We start from the raw sequence: 21,343 nt of genomic DNA on the forward strand, positions 1-21,343 counted from the left end.
CACGAAGATCCACCACAACCATTTAGCCATGAAGACCCACCAAGGCCATAACATTATAAAATAAATGAGATCTGGGTTAATACCCGATCTCATTTATTTTTCATCTATTTTTAATAAATAAAAAGTGATCTCTTCTTTTTCTTGTTCACCAGTTTTTATTCCATAGGCTAAAAATCCATTTGTATAGACAGGTTTTGAGACTAAACTTGTATAGCCTGTTAAACTATAACTTTTATTTTCTTTCATATTTATTAAATATAATTCATTCATCGCATATCTAAAAACTAGTGAATGTTTACCAACAAAAATTGGAGTATCTGTGGTAAGTTTATTTCCAGTCTCAAAAACTGATTTGCTGGCAGGATTTAAGATCTCCTTATAGGTTAAATGGCCTTCACCGGTATACACAAAATATTTATTATTGCTGATAAAATCAAGAACCCCATTTTGGGTCAATAAATTTTGAATCGGTTCTCCATTTTTCTGTATATCAATAGTGAATTCTTTATTTCCATTTTTAAAAACTGATTTATAAAGTAAGATTTGTTCTTCGGTATTGATACCTTCTTGTAAGATATAGTACTCTCCCTTTCTTTCCTCACTTTCATTTAGCAAAGCTTCTGATAGTGTAGTCACTTCTCTCTTCTTATAATTGTAGTTCTTAACTTTAGAAATAACTTTTTCTCCTTGTATTTCGTATTCAATCCAATTAATTGATTGATATCCTAATTTCATTGTTGGAGTAGGTGTATCTTTGTAACTTCCTCCAGTAGCTATATTTGTTACTTTATTCTCTAAGAGATCTAGACCTTTAATTGACCATTCTACATTTGATAATTGCTTTGTATCATATTCTGTCCAGAATAAGAAACCTTCATTTCCAACTAAATTCCCAATTCCTTTAGATTTGTAAATCTCTTTACACTGATTGGTTAATGTAGAAAATTCATAAATGACATCGTTGTTTTCTCCGTAGCTTAAAAAGATTATCTTGTTTGCATCTGCGTATGCAGGTGCAACCAGACTGTCCATTTTACAAGAAGTATTATTTAACTTAAAGGACGTATTTGAAATTTCATTGAGATTCCAATCTTTAACTCTAGTTACTGATTTAATTGTATCTTTTTGTGTAGAACTCATTTCTTCTTTTACTAATGTATCTATACTTGTTGGCTTGTCTGCTTTTATTTCTGTATCTTGTTTTTGTGAAGATGGTAATGTATCTTCTTTATCATTACAACCTACACATAATATAAGGATTGCAATCATGTAGCAAAAACCGTATACAAGTCTTTTCATCTTATTAATTTTCCCTTCCTGCATTGTAATATAAGCCCGCCTAAAAATAGACGGGCTCTTTGTTCTACCAAAGGATTGCTTGACGGAAGTGATCCATATTAGCATCATATACGCCTTTATGAGGGTGCCATACATTGCCTAATGTAACTCCTCGGCTACCTTGATCGTATGGATCAGTTAAACGGATCTGTACGGGGCTATTTCTTGAATCCTCACCAGAGACATTTAAGATATGACCTGCAATATGAGTTGTATATTTAGGCATGTAAGATGGGTAAATCTCCAAATCTAATACAACTGGTGCAGGAACACTTTTTGATAAGCTGTAGTCAATTCGATCAGACCAAGTACTATAACTGTTGCCACTTGAGTATATATAGTTATTTTTCGACTGTTTAGAATTTAAATAATCATCAATTTTTGAGAAATCAGTACCTGCTGTTGTAGTTCCCAATCCTGAAGCATAGGTTGATTGTGAACTGGAACTACCATTCAAATAATGTAGCACTTGTTTTGTAGTAGCTGGTCCACACCAGTAACTTGTTTCCTGTTTAAATGAAGGTACAGAAATTGCTCTATATGTACCACCAGGAATGGCGAAGACACCTACTTTAGCAGATTTCGTCTCTTTCCATTGTTTAAAATCTTTCTCTTTTTCTTGTTCCATTCTCTTCTGACTAGAGCTCTTAATATCAGCTGTGAATTTAGAGTTATCCCCCGTACCGGCTGCGTCTACTGATAAACCATTCCCTGACATAAAAATAGCGCCAGCAACTAAAAATGATAAACTAACTTTTTTCAATTTTTCTCCTCCAAACCGTTTTTAGTTGAAAGTACTTTCATATTTATACTACCATTTATTACAAAATATGGTATTGGGAAAACAGGGCTTAAAAACTGGGATAACCGACTTGTCTAGTTCAACCTTTCCTTAATTAAGCAGTTCAAACTAATTTTCACTTTTTAGTTTGTTTATATTTTAATAGTAGAAACTCGTCAATTTTTTATGCAACTCTTAATTTTTTATGGGCTTTATGATCGTTATTTGTCTCTTTTCTTATAGTTGGGAAACGTTTAACTAATTGATAGGTTTTACAAGGTTATATCGCATTGTTTTCCCAATACAAAGGTAATCGTATATTTGGTAGTCTCATAATATGGAATTTACTAAATTTGTAAAAAGTGAATTGCCAGATAATAGATTTTAATGAGGTGAAAGTATGGGGGAAAGTACGACTGTTAAAGGAACTATTGAAACAACAGATGCAAGCGCAGTTTATTATCCAGTATCAGATATAAGAATGGATAAAGGAGAAGGGATTTATTTATACGATATTGATGGGAATGAATACATTGATTGTGCTTCAGCAACATTTAACTTAAGTCTAGGTTATAGTCATCCAGCTGTTGTAAAAGCAATGAAAGATCAAGCAGACAAATTGATTCATGTCACATCATCTTTCCAAACCGAACCAATTAACCAACTTGCCCGAAAGCTTGTTGATTTAGCTCCAAATAGAATAACCAAAGCACATTTAAAGGTATCCGGTGGATCAGTTGCGAATGAAGGAGCCATAAAAATGGCACAAAGAGCTACTGGCAAAAGAGATGTAATTTCTTTATTTAGAAGTCATCTTGGTCAAACAATGATGACTGCGAACCTTTCAGGGAATGCATTTAGAAAAGCTAACTTTCCACTAGCTATACCTGGCGGACTTCAAGTTCCAGACCCATACTGTTTCAGGTGCTTTTATGGACAAGATTCTTCTTCATGTAACATGATGTGTGTTTCAAGATTAGACGATTTTCTTGAGTTTGCAAGTAGTGGAAGTGTCGCAGCAATTTTAGTTGAGCCGATATCTGGTAATGGAGGGAATATTGTACCCCCACATGGATATTTTCAAAAACTAAGGGCATTCTGTGATACACATAACATTAAGCTCATTTTTGATGAAATTCAAACAGGTATAGGGCGAACGGGTTATATGTTTGCAGCCGAGTATTTTGAAGTTGAACCAGATGCAATTACAGTTGCTAAAGGTTTAGGGGGATCTGGGGCTCAAGTAGCTGGTATTTTAGCAAGTGATGAATTAAGTGGTTTATCTTCTAGTGATCATTCTTTTACATATGGCTCAAATATATTAGCAGCTTCTGCTGCTCTGACGACACTTGATATTATATCAAAGCCTGCTTTCCTAAAGAATGTTCAAGAAACTGGAGCTCACATACTTTCAAGATTGGAGAGAATGAAAGAGAAGTTTGCATTTGTTGGAGATGTACGTGGAGTAGGTTTAATGATTGGTATTGAAATTGTAGATGAGAAGGGAAAACCTGATACGATTTTAACTAACTGGTTAGCTGAAAAAGCTATGGAACATGGTCTTATCCTACGTACATCTAGATATGGATACGGTAACGTACTCAAGATTAGACCACCGTTAATTCTGACTCTAGAAGAAGCTGAAGTTATCTGTTATAAATTTGAGTCACTATTAGAAGAAGTAATGAGTGTATGAATACAATGAATATCAGAACAACAATTAAAGAGACAAATAACATCGTTCAGGATTTGGTGATTATTGGAGGAGGATTTCGAACTACCACTTTCTTGTCTTCTGATCCAAATTTATTGAAAGATAAAGTTATGATCATTGAACAAGAAACGAATATTGGTCCTGGCGCATTTAAAGACTATAACATTCTTACTTCATCCTCTGGAACTAGTATGTTAAAGTATCTCACATTCGAAGGACCATTTGAAAGATTGTTAATGAATCATAAAGTCACTGCTGTATCACAAAACATGAAACCCGTACGTGCTGAAAAACTGGCTTCAGCACTTATCGAAATAGGTTTAACAATAGAAGCAGAATTAGGTGACAATGCAATTCGGAGAAGTACAAGTGTTGAAAAGATTCAATTGGGAATCGGAAATAATCCCGTGAGTATCTACACGAATCAGGGTGATATTGTTAAAGCTAAACATGTTCTATTAGCAACAGGAAGATACGAGCGTATAAATGATGAGTTACTGAACTGGAATAAAAAACTAATGTTATCAAACACAGTAATTCGTCACAGCAAAAAAGAAATGTTGCAAAATAAATTACTTACAATAGGAGAACGTCCTATCGTTATAGCAGGAAGTTCACATAGTGCCATGTCAGTGCTGAGTTGTTTATTAGAAATAATGAAAAGATTGAAAGATAGAGATACAAGATATATAATCCCCCCAATTTATGTTTTACAGCGCAGTAAGGCATATTTAATGTATGACAATGAAGAAGAGGCGCGAAAAGAACAAATAATGGAGAGAGAAATGATTTATGATCCTTTGACTGATGTTTGCCCTGATACTGGCATTGTTTATCGCGATTCTGGGTTGCGTCACCAATCTAAGGAACTATATTGTAGTTTGTGGTCTGGGGAAATTAAGAATGTAAGCATTGTTAACATTAAAAAGTTAAGTGATGTCGCAAATTTATTAGATCAGGCTGGTCTTGTAATTCAAGCTTTAGGTTATTTTGGTAATGCTCCTGATATTTTCTTATGCGATAGGCTAATCCGACCTAGTAATTCTTTACAGAGAATTGAAGCCAATGAAGAGGGAGCTGCTATTATCAATAAGAAAGTGTTTGATAACCTTTCTGTGCTTCGATTAGAACCCACTCCACTGTTACAGAAGGATAATATGGCTTACGGTAGCAGTCTATATCATAAACTATCTTCACGAATTAAAAGAAAAATAAACGAAGCACAAGAGTTGGTGGGTAAATTATGACGACTAAAGAAAACATGCTCCAAACACTAAGTTCACTTATAAAAAGTAAGCAAAAAAAAGATCGCCCATTAATTGTTGGGATAACTGGTATTGATACATCAGGAAAAACTCAATTAACGGAAGACTTGTATAACTATTTTCAGAAATCAAAACAAGATACACAAATTGTTCACGTTGATGATTTTCATAATCCTAAATCTCTAAGATATAATTCAGCGTTATCAGAGGCTGATCAATACTATAGTCTGAGTATAAATATAAATAAGTTAGTAAATAAAGTTTTAAAACCAATTAAAGAGCAGGGTCAATTACACTGTACTTTAACGCATTTAGATTTGTTGACAGACAGAATGACTTTACAGAGAACCTATAATGTTACATCCAATACGATTGTTTTACTTGAAGGAATATTCTTATTAAGACCTGAGTTATACTCGTTTTTAGATTTATCTATATTTCTAGCTATAAGTGAGGATATTGCAATAGAACGGGCTAACATACGGGATGTTCCACTACAGGGAAAAGAAGTTATAGGTAAATATCATACAAAGTATCTTCCTGCTCAAAGGACTTATTTAAGTAAATATCGACCTGACCTATTAGCAGATGTAATCATTGATAACTCGAACTGGCACCAACCAGCCATTATTCATTGGTCGCAAAAAATGAAGGAGCCTATGTATGCTGAACAAACATATTAAAGGTGTTATTTTTGATCTTTGGAACACACTTGTACCCTTAGAGGATGATTTGAAAGAACATGCTTTCAATGAAACAGCTATTGCCTTACAACTTGATCCATTTACGCTAAAAAAGCCATGGACAGAAACGCGTATTCAAAGGGAGACATCAGATTTATATCAGTACCTTCATTGGTTAAAAGAGGATAGAGGATTTTTTTGGACAAATGAATTAATAGTCAAAGGTATGCAGGCACGAAAAAACATTCATGGGTCAGCTTTTAGGGTACCTGAGAAGGGAGCTGTTCAAGTACTCAAAGAATTAAAACAACTAGGTATTCGAATAGGAGTCGTTTCGAATTGCAGCAGTGATGTAAGAGATATGATATCAAGTTCAACGATTATGCCTTTTATAGATGTCTTAGCTCTTTCTGCAGAAATAGGTATTATGAAGCCTGAACCGCAAATTTATAAGTATGCGATGCGAGAGTTAGGATTACAAAGTGAAGAGTGTATTTACGTAGGTGATGGTCATGATAATGAATTGAAAGGCGCACAGTTAGCAGGTTTAGAGGCTATTCTCTTGGATAAAAACAATGGTGTAGCTTGGGAAGGAAAAGCAATCACAAAACTTTCAGACATAATAATGGAGGTAGAAAGACTTGCAATTTCAAATTAAACGGTCTTTTCAACTTAACTCCTTCAAAGACTTATCTTTAGAGTTTATTAAATCTCTTGATGATGTATGTGAGCATGAGCTTTTCCCATTATGTAAGGACAGGAGTTTTTATGTTAGCCGACCATGGTTACTCGCTATTGAAAGATTAAGAGGTGGGGATACTGGTTATATTGTTTGTCGAAATCAAACTGGTCAACTCTTAGGATTATTACCTATTTACTGGGGTAAACCGAGTTCAAGAGGACTATATGAACCATATAAACGGTTCTTAGAAAGATCAGGAGGTCACTTTCATCAAAAAGACTGGACTCCTACAGTTATTATTGGATCGCGAGCAGCATATACATGTGAATTTTTAATTAATCCTAATATTAATAATGAGGCTGAGGAAAGCCGTGTGTTAGAAAGTATGATTGAAGCCGCTAACATTTTTACAAAGAATCAAGGTGCGACATCAATATCCTGCTTATATATGAATGAAAAGGGCCGTAGACAGTTACATGATGTTATAGAAGATAAGAACAACTTTTTTATAGTTGGTGCAAATGCGGTTCTTGATATTGAGTTTAATAGCATAGAAGAATACCAGGATTATATAAAATGGAGACGAGGAATTCGCAGAGAAAGAAGTATTTTTGATGCAAAAGGTTACACAGTTGATTCATCCAAACTAGGTGATTCAATGCAAATCTTTGCGCAATTATTTGCGAATCATGAGAATAAATATGGCCACAACACTTCTGCAGAAAACGAGATTAAAGAGCTACAAATTCTTAAGGATACAGCTAATGACTTTAGCCATGTCATCTACTTAAAACGGGAAGATGTTGTAGTAGGATGTGTACTGCTTTTCTTATGGGGAAAGACAATTTATGCACGAACTGTTGGATTCGATTTTAATGTGGTTGGTGACGGTTATGAATATTTTAATTTAGCTTATTACGAAGTTATACGCTTTGCCATTCTAAACGGATACAAACATGTGGAATACGGGATGGGAACATATAGAGCTAAACTTAAGCGGGGAGCACGACTCGAACCTTTATGGGGATACATATGTTCAAATTCACAACCATCACCATTAAATAATTCTATATTTAAAGACTGGGATCATGAAAGATATCATGCAGTTAAGACGGCTAATATTTCAGAATTAGAAAGGATAGAATTCCCATGAAGTCAATTCTTGTAACAAATACAGGAGATAAAATACATTCTAAGGCACTAGCAGCACGTAAAGATATTCATGTGACCTTTATAACGGAAACAAGGTTCAAGGATATGTATGATTCTACAAGTGATGTTATTTGGGTTGATAACCTGAATGATCCTGCAAACTCGACTAAATCAGTACTAGACCAACGAAATTGTAATCATTATGACGCTGTAATCTCTTTATCGGAGAGAGCTGCTCCAACTGCTGCTTATTTGAGGGATTACCTAGGGTTGCAAGGTGCATCCTTCTATACAATTACAAATTGTACAAATAAGTTTGCCATGAAGCAGAGGTTTTTAAATAATGGGATAGCAGTTTCTAACTATTCTTTAGCAAATAATTTTAATGATGTTTTATTTTCTGCAAAAGAGATAGGCTACCCAATAATTATAAAGCCAGTAATTGGTGCAGGTGTTGACGCCACAATGGTATTTCAGAACGAGAATGATATTTATTCAAATAATGCAAAAGAATATTTTAACCGTTTAAATAGTCCAATAACAACCTCTGAAAAGGAATTTCCAGTTATTGTTGAAAAGTTTCAAAACGTTATTAATGAGTATCACTGTGATGGTTATGTAATTAATGGTGAAGTAGTGTTTGCTCAAGTTTCGCAATATTTATCACCTGTTATTGATTATGCGTCCAACGGTATTTACGGATCATTTTCACTTCATTCATCAGAGCCTGTATCCAATGAGATTGTAGCGATGCACAAAAAGGCTGTTAAAGCTGTAGGTATTGAGAATGGTGTAACACATTTTGAAGTTTTACATACACCTAATGGTTATATAGCAGGAGAAATAGCTTGTCGTCCAGGCGGGGGTGGAATTAGGAAGATGTTACAATTCCTACATGGCTTTGATTCATGGGATGCTCACCTCGCTGTTTCTATGGCAGAATCATACAATTGGAAAAATACTAACCGTACTAGTGAGAAACAGATTCTTGAACTAATGCTGCCAACGAAACGGGGTAAAGTGACAACAATTAGCAATGCAGAAGATTTCAACAGTATACCTGGTTTACTAGAGGTTGATATGAAGATTGAACCTGGAAACGTTGTGGATGGTTTACTTGATTCTTCGGCAATTAGTGGAAATTTATTTATTGAATATGAAGATCAAAGTGAAATCGAAGGCATACTTACAGAAGTAGAAAAATGTTTTGTATTAGAAGTTGAACCACTAAATATACACATGAAAAATTAATGAAAACGGGAGAATATTCCATGAATAAAAACGTATTAATTGTCCCGATGCAACCAACACCTAACGGAAGGATGCACATCGGACATGGTTCTGGCACTTATCTACGAGCAGATGTGATAGGAAGAGCATTGCGTGTTCAAGGGTATCAAGTAAAAATCATTACGGGTAGTGACGCTTTTGAAAATTGGATACTAGCAGAGTCAAAAGAAAGTGGAAGAACACCAGAAGAAACGTGTGAATTTTTTCACAGTGCTATCCAAGATGATTTGAAAAATCTCGATATTCACTTTGACTCTTGGATTAATCCTCGTTCAAAGGAGCATTTTAAAGGTTATTTAAAATTACATGAAGAGATTCTGGATGAACTTAAGAAATCAGGTCAAGCTAGGCTGGAGAATGAGAGAATCCCTTATTCTAAGGAGACTGGTGAGGCGTTAATGGGAACCTGGATATCAGGTAAATGCCCACAATGTAAGGAGGAGTGCGGAGGTTCTTCTTGTGTATATTGTGGCGCTCATTTTCAACCTGAAGAATTAATTGAGCCATGTTCACGATTGGATCATAGTACACTAGAATGGCGTACGGTTCAAAACTGGTTTGCACGACCCAAAGATATATCAGACATCCTCAGTAGAATAGAGGCCTCAGGAATAAAAGAACAATGGATGAGAGCTGTTAAAGATTATTTAACAATTAGAGCAGGGCGAATTAGGCTTTCGGGCCCGGGTACATGGGGAATTAAAAGTAGTTTAGTGCCAGAAGGATTTTTATTATCTAACCCGTACTACCTTTATAGCGTATATTGTGGTGAAGTATATAAAGAGTTGGTGGACTCTACACATCACGCTTTTCATCCAAATAGTAATGTGACAACGATAGGGGTCTTTGGTAGTGATAATTCAACTCCAGGTTTAATAGCACCACATGTACTTGCAGAGGGATCCAACGGACGTCTAAAACCGTTTGACCTTACCGTAGTTAACGGTATGCTTTTTTTAGAAGGTCAAAAGTGCTCAACTAGTAAAAAGCATGGTATATGGCTTTCAGAGATCCAAGAAGAAAAAACTGGCATTTCCTCAGATGAACTTAGATTTTTCTTATCAAATGCTCCTTTAGATAGAGGTTTATCTGATATAAGACTTGATGAGATGGTGAGAACTATTAATGAACTTAGGCGATGGCATACTCAAACTCTCATACCAGAACTTCTTAAGTTAAACAAAAAACAAACAATATCAGTGAGTTACACAAGTAAATTAGAAAAGGTGTTTATGCAACAAAAACTTTGGTTAACTCCACAACATTTAGACTTACAAGCTGCAGTAAAAATATTAAAAAGTTGGATGTTTAAAGAGTTGTATGAAACAGAAGAATGGGTATTGGGGTTGACATTATTAGGAGCACCTTTTATGCCGAAATTATCAAAACAACTATGGGGTCTACTTGGGCTAAAAGGAATACCTTTGGTTGAAGAAGTTAAAATGAATCAAGTGCATCAAGTAAACAGTCTAAACCCTGATTTATTACTTTTACGAGATGAACTATCTATTGAACAATTAAAACCGTATGTCCATCTTTCTGCGGTACACTCATGAAGTTTGTAAAAATACAATCCAAATTTGCTTTATTAGAATCCCGACAGTTACGATATTTGTTTATTGCACGTACAATTTCTATTTTGGGTGATATGTTAACACCTGTTGCATTGGCATTCGCTGTTCTGAGTTTCTCTAACTCAGCATCATCACTCGGAATTGTATTAGCAGCGAGGGCTTTACCAAGCATTTTATTAATGTTGTTCGGTGGGGTTGTTGGCGACCGTTATCCGCGTCGTACCATCATGATTATATCTAACATGGTTGGTTTTATGTCTCAAGGTTTAATTGGTGCACTCTTAATTATGGGTGAAGCAACTGTATGGAATGTAGCCTTATTATCTGCTATAAGAGGTGCCACCGGAAGCTTCTTCAACCCAGCATCTACAGGTGCAATAGCACAAGTTGCGCCTCCTGGGAAAAAACAAGAAGCTTTTGCACTGTTTGCAATTGCAGCAAATATAGCTGAAATTGCTGGACCTGTACTTGCAGGGATTACTTTGGTATTTATTGAGCCTGGTTGGTTAATTATTGCTGATGCCTTCACCTTTGTTATTAGTGCAATATTAATAGTCGCTTGCGGTTCATTAGGCAACCCTATAAAAATTATTAAACGTTCAGTTATCACCGAAATAAGTGAAGGCTTTCAATATGTAGTTAAACAGAGATGGTTATCTATAATAATTATAAGTTCTTGTATTTTTCAGTTCTTCTTATTATCAAGTCTTAACGTACTTGGACCTATAGTTGCAAACCAACATCTAGGTGGTGCTCCAGCTTGGGCGATGATTGCAACTGCATTGGGGCTAGGCAGCATTGCCGGAAGTTTCTTGGTCATGTTCTATAAACCAAAGCGGCCACTTCTTACAGGGTTTTGGGTATTGTTAATTGGATCTGGTCCTACGCTTTTACTTTTAGCAATTCCAGCACCTACAGAAATTATTATTGTTTCTGAATTTATTTCAGGGTTTGCGATCTCTTTCTTTAGTACCCTAGAAGCAACAACTATCGCAAAACTTGTTCCTAACAACTTATTATCTCGTGTAGACTCAATTAATCGATTCGGTTCTATGTCATTAAAGCCTTTGGGAATGGCCATAATCGGTCCAGTTTCAATGTTGATATCGGTGCAGAATACTCTAATTATAGCTGGTGTTATTACTCTACTTGCAGTAGCTTGGCCATTAACTTTGACTAGTATTCGAGAATTAGGTCTTGAAGATGAAGGTGAAGAAAACAAACAAGTTAGTATTTAATGACAATACTATTATTGATTATTTTTTGGTAAAAACTTATAACGGTAAAGTGTAAATGGAGTTTTATTTAGGAAAAGAAAAGTCTAAATAAACATTTTTGACACTAACTCAAAAAGGGCAAATCCCATCTTAATTTATTTATAGATGGGGTTTGCTTTTTTTTGTACGCTATCCACATTGTTTTCATACTTGTGGTAAAGAGTTTGGATATAGATGTTGGTATTTGAGTCTTGAGAGCTTTATCAAGATTGATGGGTGAAGTGAAAGCCATCCCTACTGTAATTCACTAAAATTATTTTACAGTAAATTACTATTTCATGAAACTCAATCTCCCCCTATATCGTCATACCATTATAACGACAAGGAGGTCGTGTGATTTGGAGAATGATAATTTGAGTGCAATGTACAGCAAGAACACACCTAATCGTGAGGATGCATTCAATCAGTTAATGGATATGTATGGTGAAGAGATAAAACGACTGATCTTTTCCTTTGTGAAGAATTGGCCACAAGCAGAAGATCTTACACAGGACGTATTTGTCACACTGTATACAAAACTGGAAACATTTCGTGGAGAATCCAACATACGAAGCTGGATCTATTCGATTGCTATAAATCGAACAAAAGATTATTTAAAAAGCTGGCATTTTCGGAAGATGCAAGTGACGGATAAATTTAAGAATGAATCCACGACTGAGAAGAATGCTGTTGAATTGCATGTTATCTCAAATTCGGAAGATCACCTTCTGTACAAATCTGTTTTGCAATTACCTTTAAAATACCGAGAAGTCATTCTCATTCACTATTATAAAGAGTTTACAATCCGAGAAACGAGCGAGTTCCTTTCATTGAAGGAAGCTACTGTTAAAACAAGACTCAGTCGTGCTAGGAAATTACTTCATGAACAATTCATTAAGCTTGGAGGTGAAAGATGATGGAAGAACGATTAAAAAAGCTTTCAACCAGTATGGATCCAGAAATTTCAAAAGTTCAGGTGTTTACAGACAAAGACAAACAACAGATTCTTACACGTATACGAAAATTATCAGTTCCACAAGTTCGGTCCAAAAGACCACGTACTCTTCTGCCAAGGTTACTAACAGCAGCTCTCTTTTCAGGCATCATCTTTTCAACTTATGTCTACTTTGACAAAGAACCTGTACCTCAAACACAACCGAATGTTCAAATCAAACAAGAGGAGCCCCCAGTCATTATTCAAAATGTCTCAGGTCTAGGCAGCTCGGTAGAATATTCGTCTAATTCGGAACAAAAAAAATTAAAGATCTCTTTACTTATTACGAATAAATCAGATAGCCCGATAAAGAATAAACTAAAATATCGAGTTACTTTTTTAAACAGTTCTTTAGTGAAAGCAACTGGAAGTGAATCTTTCATAATAGAACCTCCTATGCAATCTGCAATAGAATCAGGTGATACCATTTCGATAAGTAAGGAGATTATTCTTTCACAAGGAGTGGCAAAAGAAGAGCTAGAAAACGCGATAAAAATAGAAACCATAAGTGATAGCAAAGCCTTTCATTCCTTTGTCATTGATTCGATTGAGTATGAAGAAACTAAGCAGATTGAAAAAGATAAAGCAGAAGTACCACAGCAACAAAAAGAGGAGAAGAAAGAGGAACCTGTACCAGTGGTAGTATCAGAAGGGGAAGCCAAACAGATTTTAAATCGTAACTTAGCTGATATTAAACAAACACTAATTAACTCTGAAAAAAAGAACAATTGGAATAGCGAGAACCCCGCTACTTATGAAGTGGCAGGTCCAGACTTTAAACCGTATGTTACAGAAAGGTTCTCTAATCAAGTATTAAAAACGTTACTGCCTAAATACTTCTGTGGGTGTGATATTGGTTTTCTTCCACGAATTCATCAAGAGGTGCGATTTAAGGTGAATGGTATTACAGAGGACACGATTGAATTCTCTGGAATTGAGCCAGCATCAGATATGAATAATGTCGGATCACAATGGAGATTTAAGTTAGTAAAAGAAAATAATGAATGGAAGATGGATCAATGGGATGAGTTGACACTTCAACAGGCAAACCTTGAATTAACAAAAGAAGAAGCTGGTAAACTACTTTCTACGGAAACAAATACTGTAGGATTTCATAAAGAGATCCAAATAAACGGAACAAACGTGTACGTTTTTACAGTTAAAGATGAGAATGGCGAGAATATATTCGGCGTAGACACTAGGAATACATCGCTTGTCTATGATATTGAGTAAAAAATTAACGAAGCTGACTCAAAGGTACAGGAATGGAGCCTTTTGATGTTGGCTTTTTTTTTGTTATAGAGCGAAACAGTAAAGGACAAATATCCTTTATCATGTATGTCAATTCGTTTAAATGTTAACACTGATTAATAGGTTAATAATCTTACGTATAGTCAGGAGCACTTATATGGAAGAGGAAGGAAACTTTTTTGTGGGATTGGTGTGCGGAACAGTGTTAAGTGTACCACTTTGGATCTCTATACTTGGATGGGTGAAGTTAATCTTGTCTTAATTACGTTCCGTTCTAAGGGAGTGGCTGTATGAAGAAATATGGTGTTGGCATACTTGTTCTTATTTGGATCTGGTTTATTTATTATTTTACGGCGTCTGGATACTTCACCAGTGGACAAACAGGTGCTTTTATACAAGAAACTGGTTTGTTTAATCAGGACATTGAGTTAACAAATAGTCTGCTTAGGAAAGCCGCGCATCTTTTGTTATTTGGAAGCTTTGCAATCATTTTATATGTTTTACTGAAAAAATTCCTAGGAACACTTTTTTCATATATTTTAGCATGGGAACTTGCTAGTCTAGCCGGTATGCTGGATGAATTTCATCAACAGTTTGTCCCTGATCGAGGAAGTTCTATCCATGATATGATGCTTGATTCATTAGGAGCTTTTTTATTTTTGACTATTACTCTAGTGATTAACATGGGGCAAACAAGAAAGAAACGCATACCTAATGATCCAAAAGAACTAGTATAAAAACTATACCATATTACTATTTATATAAATGGTAGTAAAAACGATAATATTAAGGAAAAGTTTATTATTGGCGGTGTAGTTTTGTATAAACTTAAATTGAAGTACCACAGACTCTTGTTTAACTATAACGTCACACTCTATAAAGGCAGTAAAGACAAGGCATTGCAAAATAAATATTCCAAAAGAATAGACTACCATGAACAACAAATACAGATATTGTTTGAGAAAATAAAAGCGCGCTCATAAAAAGTGGCGTTTTTTTTATTTATTTTTAAATTCGATTGTATAAGTAATAAGTCATGCTTTACAATAGAAAGGTAAATAATAGGAGGTTCAACAGATGAAAAAGATCATGCCCATTTTACTTGCTTCAGGATTGATTCTTGGTGTTTCTTCACTTCCAACAGAAGCAGCTACACCAAAGGCAAAAACATATAAAAACTGTACTGAGCTTAACAAGGCGTATAAAGGCGGCGTAGCGAGAGCTAACAATGTTAAGAACAAAGGCGGTAAAACGAAGTACAAACCGTTTGTTTCAAAAGCGCTATATGATGCGAATAAAAAAAGCGATCGTGATAAAGATTTAATTGCTTGTGAGAGATAGTTTAAACGAAGCCCCTTTTTTAGGGGCTTTTTTATTTTACACCTATACTTATCTGCATTGTTAGAAAGGGGAAAGCTTTGAACAAAGTTATTTGAGAGTGATTTATGATATATAAGGTTCTTCTAATCTAGGTAAAGTAACTTCTATACGTAATGGTTTTTAGTCGCTTAAACTATTCAAACCACTAAGGTTAAAGGTTATATGAACTTAACTTATTAAATTAATATTAGTAAATTTGACACTGTCCCTTTGGAGTGAGTATCTGTACTATTTTACCAGAATATGATTATTATTGTAATTATATTACGAAAAATGGTGAAAAGAGGGATTTTATGATCAAGGGGAGTAAACAACATCATAAACAACGTTGTTGTTGATAACAATGACAACAATGATGAAGATGAAGATTACCTCAGAATGCTTCATTTTGTACTTGATCACTGAACAGCTGAAGTATCCCGTTAAGGTCCCCAGAATTAAAAGCAGCGAGATATGCTTCTATGGTTGAATTAGACTTCATGGTTTCTCTTTTCCTTTCTATGGTTGTTTAAACAAACATACAAGATAATTTTTCGCTGTGAAGTGAACATGCCTGGTGAATTTTGAATAAGCTACATTTTTTTACTCTAGTAATCTTAATTAGTGCTTAACTTACTGCATTGATTGAGCCATGTACTGGTGGCCATACAATTATCATTTTATAATATAGACCTTCACCATCTTCACTCACGGAGTCCTCTTGTGTGTGTTTCCCTAATCTCTATACACTAATAAGACGTAATAAGTTTGAGAAATTATACTCCTTTTCAAAAAGTTTTTAAGAGAAAATTTGTACTCATGCTGATATCAAGTTCTTCTTATGTACAAAACATGGTTATAAGTTCACTAAATATACCACTAAAAACGAGAAAAATTTTAAAGGCAAACAAGACCTTTATATGCTTCATATGTAATAAAGAGGGGGGTGGTCATTTATTGTCGAATAGTTTAATCAGCTCAAATTAATGAAAGCGACATTAAGGAGTATGAGGAATTATGATAATACGAAAAGCGATAGAGGATGACTTTGCTGAACTTGCGGTTCTTATGGGTGAACTAGGATACCCTACGTCTGATGAACAGATGGAAAAACGATTTAAAGAGATACATAATGATTTAAACTACCACACTATTGTCGTCGAAGAAGACGGTATTTTACTAGGTATGATCGGGATGTTTAAAGGTTTGGCTTATGAAAAAGACGAGAGGTATGTCAGGATTATCTCACTTGTCGTAAGAGAGGAGTTCCGTAACCAAAAGATAGGTAAACTGTTAGTCGATCATGCCCAACTGTGGGCAAAAGAGCAAGGCGTACTTAAACTTGCGGTGAACACTGGAAAACGTCGTGTGGATTCTCATCATTTTTATAAAGCAAGAGGTTTCGATGATACAGGAGCGGGCTTTTATAAAATCATTACTTAATAGGATGATTGAAATATGAAGAAAAGTCTAGCAAAAACATGCATATGAAATTACAGCCTCGTGATAAGAGAAATAATGTATATCAACGGGTGAATTTGTACAAAGAAAAAAATACATACAACTTACAGGAGAATATGAAAACATGAAAACAGAATATTTTATCGGTATTGTTCCACCTAAAGAGTATTTGAAGAGGATTGAACAATTCCAAGGAAAATGGTTTGACCGATTGGGTGTCGAACCTCACATCACGATAAAAGCACAGGGTGGTTTAACATCAGATAAGAATTGGATAGAAAACGTTCAGAATGTATGTAAAGATTTTTCATCGTTTCAACTTACATTAAGTGAGCCCCAGTATCTTGGTGAAAGTATCTTGTATTTGAGTGTTCAATCCAATGAGATTCATCACTTACATCAAACTTTAGTTGAAAGTATCGCACCTTCAGATGATTTGATCAAACAGTATTTTGAACTCGATAATTTTGTTCCACATTTAACCTTAGGGCACTTGACCTCTCAGTCAGAATTAAAGCATATGGAAACATGTGCAAAAACTGAATTGACCCCTTATCCTACTTTTGATGTGACTTTTATTAGGATCTATCAATCAAACTATGAAAAGCAAATCTATGAGAAGTATCAAGATATTCATTTAGCATAATTGATCTCTGCAGACTTTGGAATAGAGGTATTGAAGATTCGGCTCAAGCGAGTGAGGAAAGGACCATACTTGGTACCGTATGTTCCTTTTTTTAGTTAGTTTAAATAGTCATGCAATACAGAAGCTAACAGACCTACACCTCGCTGTATGTCTTCTACAGAGGGAGCTCCATATCCAATCATCACTTGATTCGTGGGTTTGCTCTCTTGATGCATAATAGAAATGGAATCTATCTTAACGCCATTCTTTTTCGCTAACTCTATAGCCGTTGCTTCGTTCAAACCCTCTGGTAGTTCTAAGATGATGTGGAGTCCCGCTGAATCCCCTTTGATCTTGTACTCTTCACCCAATTGATTCTTTATATTGGTGATTAAACATTCTCTCTTCATTCTATAAAGCGTTCTCATCTTAGCGATATGCGAGGTATAAAAGCCTTCACTCATGAATTGACCGAGAACTTGCTGGTCAATTGCTGAAACAGTAGGTTTTTGGTACATATTGAACTCTTCAAAGTCACCTTGAAGATGGGATGGTATGACGAGATAGCTCATCCGAAGTGAAGGTAATAAGGTTTTAGAGAACGTTCCAAAATAGATGGTTCGCTCCTTTATATCTAAGTGAGATAACGTTGGGATAGGAGATCCTTTGTACCGAAACTCAGAATCATAGTCATCTTCGATGATATACGCATCGTTCTTATCCGCCCATCGCAGCAACTCTGTTCTCCGACCGATACTCATCACGGTTCCTGTCGGGTACTGATGAGCGGGTGTCGTGTAAAGGAGTTTTATGTTTTGAGTCGGAACCGTGCAGCCTTCCTCATCTATAGGGATTCCGTAACTTTGTCCTTGTAATTGATCACATACTGCTTTAGCTCTGTAAAAACCGGGATCTTCTATACCGATTGCACTTCGATTAAAGAAGAGACACAGGTTCATAAACTGTTGCTGAAAGCCACTGAAAAGATAGATCTGTTCAGGCCGTTTTTAAAGTTTATATATTGTTTAGTCACATTTCTTTGGTTGAAGGTTGAGACAATGGGTTTTTTAAAGTGAAACTCTTCTTCAAGTTCTGAAACAAAACTTCCTCCACGTTCTACAGAATAGATATATCCTTCACTTTTTAATTGTTCGTATGCGATCTGTACGGTCATGATGCTTACGTTCAGTTGTTCTGCGAGTCTCCGCTTAGCGGGAAGTTGGGTATGAGCTGGTAACTTCTTTTCTAAGATGTGTTGCCGAATTTGTTCGTAAATCTCTTTCTGTTTTCTTCTGTTCTCTGTAAGAAGGATCTGAAGTTCCAACATTATCACTTCCTGGTATTAATAAAAGATTTGTTTTTGGTACTTTTTATCATACCAAAAAACAGGTTAACTATTGGTAAGGAGTGATGGATATGAGAATAGAAAATGAAATCGTACGATTGATCCCTATGAAGATGGAACATGTAGAAGGAATATATAAAGCGGCAGATGATGAACGAATATGGAAGCACATGTCTGTAAATTTAACGGATAAGAATGCTGTTGTTTTGTATGTAGAGGATGCGGTTAAGAGGCGACAGGATGAAACAGATGAAGCGTTTGTTATCGTTCATCAAGAAACGGGTGAAATCATAGGTGCGACTTGGTTTTTGGATATCTCCGTACCACATAAACGACTCGAGATCGGGTCAACGTGGATACATCCCGACTATTGGCGAAGTAACATCAATACGAACTGTAAATATTTGTTGTTACAGCATTGCTTTGAAGAACGATCTTTACAGAGGGTACAGATCAAAACGAGTCATCAGAATGTACGTTCACAAAAGGCGATAGAGAGAATAGGGGCAAAAAAAGAGGGGATCCTGCGTAACCATTTGATCCAAAGAGATGGATCCGTTCGGCATACGGTTCTCTATAGTGTCGTTTCTGAAGAATGGAGCACGATAAAAAAGCACTTTGAAGACAATCTGTTACAAAACTCAAGGAGGATAGGTTCATGAGTACACACCAAGTAATTGTCCGTGAATTAACAACAGAGAAAGAATGGATAGATGCGTTTCCTACCATGAACCAACTCAGAACCAACCTGAATTTGGATTCCTACCTAAATTTGTTACAGAAGATGAACAAACAAGGGTACCGTCTTTTCGCTCTATATGATGAAGAGATAGTAGCGCTTGCTGGGATTCAGATGAACATCAACTTTTATCACGAACGTTATGTGTTCATCCATGATCTTGTAACAGATTCATCAAAACGTTCAAAAGGCTATGGAGAGAAACTGCTTCAATACATTCATGATTGGGCGAGAGAACAGGGAGCTCAGTATGTATCACTAGAATCAGGGATACAGCGTAGAGAAGCGCATCGGTTTTATGAAGAGAAGATGCATTATGATAAATGGTGCTATTCGTTTAGGAGAAAACTATAAGATTACATAAATAGAAAATCCCATTCTGTATCATTAGGAATGGGATTGTTTTTTTACTCAAAGATATAATTCAGTACCTTTTGAACATAAGTCTCTAAAGGTTGAGAGGTGTCCACGACTAAACATTTGGTATCAAGCGGTTTTTTACTATTTTTTATCGTATATTGAAAAGCTTCTTCAGAAGAGATCTCTTCGATTTGGCTGATCATACGGTCACGACTTTTCAATCTACGATTAATTTCATTCCGATTATCCAGGTAACATTCCACATACTTGTACGTAACACCATACTTCTTTGTGAGAGAAGTGCCTTTTTCAATCATCTCTTCGTATAAGCACGGACTATCGAAAATGACAGATCTACCTTGTGATAACATGGAATCAATGAGGGACCAATCGATATGATAGCTCACCGCCCCTGCAGATCTTGCGTCGATCGATGCTTCAGCAATAGATTGCAACAAAGCCGTTTTTACAACATCGTGGTCGATGATAACGGCACCTGTCTCTTTTGCAATCTCACGCGCGAGTGTCGATTTACCTGAGCCTGGGAAACCAGACATTTGTACAAAAAACATATACATTCCTACCTATCTCTATAAAAATATGAAAACCGTCTTTCTATAGTTGACGTGGGTATTGTTGATGAATGATTTTTAATAAACGCTCCTTGTTGTCTGTTTGTACGTTCTCTGATAACCTTGCAGCTGCGATGATAGCTGCCCATTGAAAGATCTCGTCTTTAGAGGTGCCACTCTTCTCGCCATACAAGTGTAGGTATAATTCCGCTAGCTCTTCTGAATGTTGTGCGTACAACAGGTAAGACCGGTACACATCTGCCCGAATATCGCCACTTGTGGCATCGATCCAATCTAGAATATAGACAGTTTCATCCGACAAGATCAGATTTAAGAGATGAAAATCACCATGACAAAGATACGGTTCAAAGTCCATCGATTCTAATTGGTGGATCAGAGCTGTTTTTTGTACGTTCTCTAGAATTTCTGCTGATTGAATCTGCTTTTTCAGTTTATCTGTCATGAGTTCCAGTTTTGGCGAAGGAAAACTATGAACATTTCGTTGTACTTCAACAGAGAGATTCATGTAATGAGTGGCTAGGTCCAGATCCCTTTTTACGAGTTCTCCTAGTGTTTCTCCAGGGATCCTCTCCATCACAATAGCTTGTTTTCCCTCTATCTCTGTAACTTCTATTATTTTTGGGACAGGTAAGCCATATGAATAGGCATAGACCTGCTTTTGCGCTTCTAGGATAGACACCTCGTTTGAAAATTGCTCTTTATATACCTTGATTACCTTGTTTTCGTTTTCATAGATCGTAGCTGTGTTTCCTGTTGCGATCGGATACCCAAAATTCATATCTTTCACCATTCCTCATCCTAAAAACGTGATACCGTCCATTTCTACATTCTTCATATCTTTATTGAAATCACCAAGATCTAATCGTTTAAAAGGCCACATA

22 protein-coding genes are annotated in these 21,343 nt (G+C 35.8%); 16 read left to right on the forward strand and 6 right to left on the reverse strand.

Annotated elements, in window-relative coordinates:
- Positions 1 to 93: 93 nt before the first annotated feature.
- Positions 94 to 1,323 carry a hypothetical protein gene (locus ACFS5O_RS05960; RefSeq protein WP_205725080.1) on the reverse strand — a complete coding sequence of 410 codons (1,230 nt, stop codon included), beginning with the start codon at positions 1,321 to 1,323 and terminating at the stop codon, positions 94 to 96.
- A gap of 40 nt (positions 1,324 to 1,363) precedes the next feature.
- Complete coding sequence (locus ACFS5O_RS05965; RefSeq protein ID WP_205725081.1) at positions 1,364 to 2,101, reverse strand: C39 family peptidase; 738 nt, start codon at positions 2,099 to 2,101, stop codon at positions 1,364 to 1,366.
- 418 nt (positions 2,102 to 2,519) lie between these two features.
- Between ACFS5O_RS05965 and ACFS5O_RS05970 the strand changes: the two genes are divergently transcribed.
- From ACFS5O_RS05970 to ACFS5O_RS06035, 14 genes are all read left to right on the forward strand, one after another.
- Positions 2,520 to 3,815, forward strand: a complete 1,296-nt coding sequence (locus tag ACFS5O_RS05970; RefSeq protein WP_318300116.1) for an aspartate aminotransferase family protein — start codon at positions 2,520 to 2,522, stop codon at positions 3,813 to 3,815.
- Positions 3,812 to 5,080 carry a hypothetical protein gene (locus ACFS5O_RS05975; protein WP_205725082.1) on the forward strand — a complete coding sequence of 423 codons (1,269 nt, stop codon included), beginning with the start codon at positions 3,812 to 3,814 and terminating at the stop codon, positions 5,078 to 5,080. Before ACFS5O_RS05970 ends, ACFS5O_RS05975 begins: the two co-directional genes overlap by 4 nt.
- The gene (locus tag ACFS5O_RS05980) at positions 5,077 to 5,781 is read left to right on the forward strand and encodes a nucleoside/nucleotide kinase family protein (protein WP_205725083.1); all 705 of its coding nucleotides are present in this window, start codon (positions 5,077 to 5,079) and stop codon (positions 5,779 to 5,781) included. Before ACFS5O_RS05975 ends, ACFS5O_RS05980 begins: the two co-directional genes overlap by 4 nt.
- Positions 5,762 to 6,439 carry an HAD family hydrolase gene (locus ACFS5O_RS05985; RefSeq protein ID WP_205725084.1) on the forward strand — a complete coding sequence of 226 codons (678 nt, stop codon included), beginning with the start codon at positions 5,762 to 5,764 and terminating at the stop codon, positions 6,437 to 6,439. The genes ACFS5O_RS05980 and ACFS5O_RS05985 overlap by 20 nt, the downstream gene beginning before the upstream one ends.
- Positions 6,423 to 7,616: a GNAT family N-acetyltransferase gene (locus ACFS5O_RS05990; protein ID WP_205725085.1), complete on the forward strand. Its 1,194-nt coding sequence runs from the start codon at positions 6,423 to 6,425 to the stop codon at positions 7,614 to 7,616. Before ACFS5O_RS05985 ends, ACFS5O_RS05990 begins: the two co-directional genes overlap by 17 nt.
- On the forward strand, positions 7,613 to 8,866 hold the full coding sequence (locus ACFS5O_RS05995; protein ID WP_205725086.1) for an ATP-grasp domain-containing protein: 1,254 nt from the start codon (positions 7,613 to 7,615) through the stop codon (positions 8,864 to 8,866). Before ACFS5O_RS05990 ends, ACFS5O_RS05995 begins: the two co-directional genes overlap by 4 nt.
- A 20-nt stretch (positions 8,867 to 8,886) precedes the next feature.
- The gene (locus ACFS5O_RS06000) at positions 8,887 to 10,461 is read left to right on the forward strand and encodes a class I tRNA ligase family protein (protein WP_205725087.1); all 1,575 of its coding nucleotides are present in this window, start codon (positions 8,887 to 8,889) and stop codon (positions 10,459 to 10,461) included.
- On the forward strand, positions 10,458 to 11,717 hold the full coding sequence (locus tag ACFS5O_RS06005; protein ID WP_205725088.1) for an MFS transporter: 1,260 nt from the start codon (positions 10,458 to 10,460) through the stop codon (positions 11,715 to 11,717). Before ACFS5O_RS06000 ends, ACFS5O_RS06005 begins: the two co-directional genes overlap by 4 nt.
- Positions 11,718 to 12,094: 377 nt before the next feature.
- Positions 12,095 to 12,652, forward strand: a complete 558-nt coding sequence (locus ACFS5O_RS06010) for a sigma-70 family RNA polymerase sigma factor (RefSeq protein WP_205725089.1) — start codon at positions 12,095 to 12,097, stop codon at positions 12,650 to 12,652.
- The gene (locus ACFS5O_RS06015) at positions 12,649 to 13,962 is read left to right on the forward strand and encodes a hypothetical protein (protein WP_205725090.1); all 1,314 of its coding nucleotides are present in this window, start codon (positions 12,649 to 12,651) and stop codon (positions 13,960 to 13,962) included. Before ACFS5O_RS06010 ends, ACFS5O_RS06015 begins: the two co-directional genes overlap by 4 nt.
- A gap of 308 nt (positions 13,963 to 14,270) precedes the next feature.
- Positions 14,271 to 14,717, forward strand: a complete 447-nt coding sequence (locus ACFS5O_RS06020; protein WP_205725091.1) for a VanZ family protein — start codon at positions 14,271 to 14,273, stop codon at positions 14,715 to 14,717.
- Between the two features lie 340 nt (positions 14,718 to 15,057).
- Positions 15,058 to 15,321 (forward strand): excalibur calcium-binding domain-containing protein, encoded by a 264-nt coding sequence (locus tag ACFS5O_RS06025; RefSeq protein WP_205725092.1) that lies wholly within the window; start codon positions 15,058 to 15,060, stop codon positions 15,319 to 15,321.
- 1,035 nt (positions 15,322 to 16,356) lie between these two features.
- Positions 16,357 to 16,782, forward strand: a complete 426-nt coding sequence (locus ACFS5O_RS06030) for a GNAT family N-acetyltransferase (protein WP_205725093.1) — start codon at positions 16,357 to 16,359, stop codon at positions 16,780 to 16,782.
- A gap of 142 nt (positions 16,783 to 16,924) precedes the next feature.
- Positions 16,925 to 17,446, forward strand: coding sequence for a 2'-5' RNA ligase family protein (locus ACFS5O_RS06035; RefSeq protein ID WP_205725094.1), 522 nt, complete (start codon positions 16,925 to 16,927; stop codon positions 17,444 to 17,446).
- A 95-nt stretch (positions 17,447 to 17,541) separates the two neighbouring features.
- Here the strand turns inward: ACFS5O_RS06035 and ACFS5O_RS06040 are convergent, their stop codons facing one another.
- The gene (locus ACFS5O_RS06040; protein ID WP_318300117.1) at positions 17,542 to 18,384 is read right to left on the reverse strand and encodes an aminotransferase-like domain-containing protein; all 843 of its coding nucleotides are present in this window, start codon (positions 18,382 to 18,384) and stop codon (positions 17,542 to 17,544) included.
- The gene (locus tag ACFS5O_RS06045) at positions 18,381 to 18,752 is read right to left on the reverse strand and encodes a GntR family transcriptional regulator (RefSeq protein ID WP_379838815.1); all 372 of its coding nucleotides are present in this window, start codon (positions 18,750 to 18,752) and stop codon (positions 18,381 to 18,383) included. Before ACFS5O_RS06045 ends, ACFS5O_RS06040 begins: the two co-directional genes overlap by 4 nt.
- Before the next feature lie 89 nt (positions 18,753 to 18,841).
- On the opposite strand from ACFS5O_RS06045, the gene ACFS5O_RS06050 reads away from it, so the two are divergent.
- Positions 18,842 to 19,432: a GNAT family N-acetyltransferase gene (locus tag ACFS5O_RS06050; protein ID WP_205725095.1), complete on the forward strand. Its 591-nt coding sequence runs from the start codon at positions 18,842 to 18,844 to the stop codon at positions 19,430 to 19,432.
- A complete protein-coding gene (locus ACFS5O_RS06055; RefSeq protein WP_205725096.1) occupies positions 19,429 to 19,863 on the forward strand; it encodes a GNAT family N-acetyltransferase in 435 nt (144 codons plus the stop codon). The genes ACFS5O_RS06050 and ACFS5O_RS06055 overlap by 4 nt, the downstream gene beginning before the upstream one ends.
- A 53-nt stretch (positions 19,864 to 19,916) precedes the next feature.
- On the opposite strand, the gene ACFS5O_RS06060 is transcribed toward ACFS5O_RS06055, so the two are convergent.
- Both ACFS5O_RS06060 and ACFS5O_RS06065 read right to left on the reverse strand, forming a co-directional pair.
- Entirely contained in the window at positions 19,917 to 20,441 is a 525-nt protein-coding gene (locus ACFS5O_RS06060; protein WP_205725097.1) for a P-loop nucleotide/nucleoside kinase family protein, read from the reverse strand.
- A 43-nt stretch (positions 20,442 to 20,484) separates the two neighbouring features.
- Entirely contained in the window at positions 20,485 to 21,252 is a 768-nt protein-coding gene (locus tag ACFS5O_RS06065) for a phosphotransferase family protein (protein WP_379838818.1), read from the reverse strand.
- Positions 21,253 to 21,343: the final 91 nt, after the last annotated feature.

Origin of the sequence: Fictibacillus nanhaiensis, from assembly GCF_042686385.1 — a bacterium.
In the GTDB taxonomy this organism is placed as follows: domain Bacteria; phylum Bacillota; class Bacilli; order Bacillales; family Fictibacillaceae; genus Fictibacillus; species Fictibacillus nanhaiensis.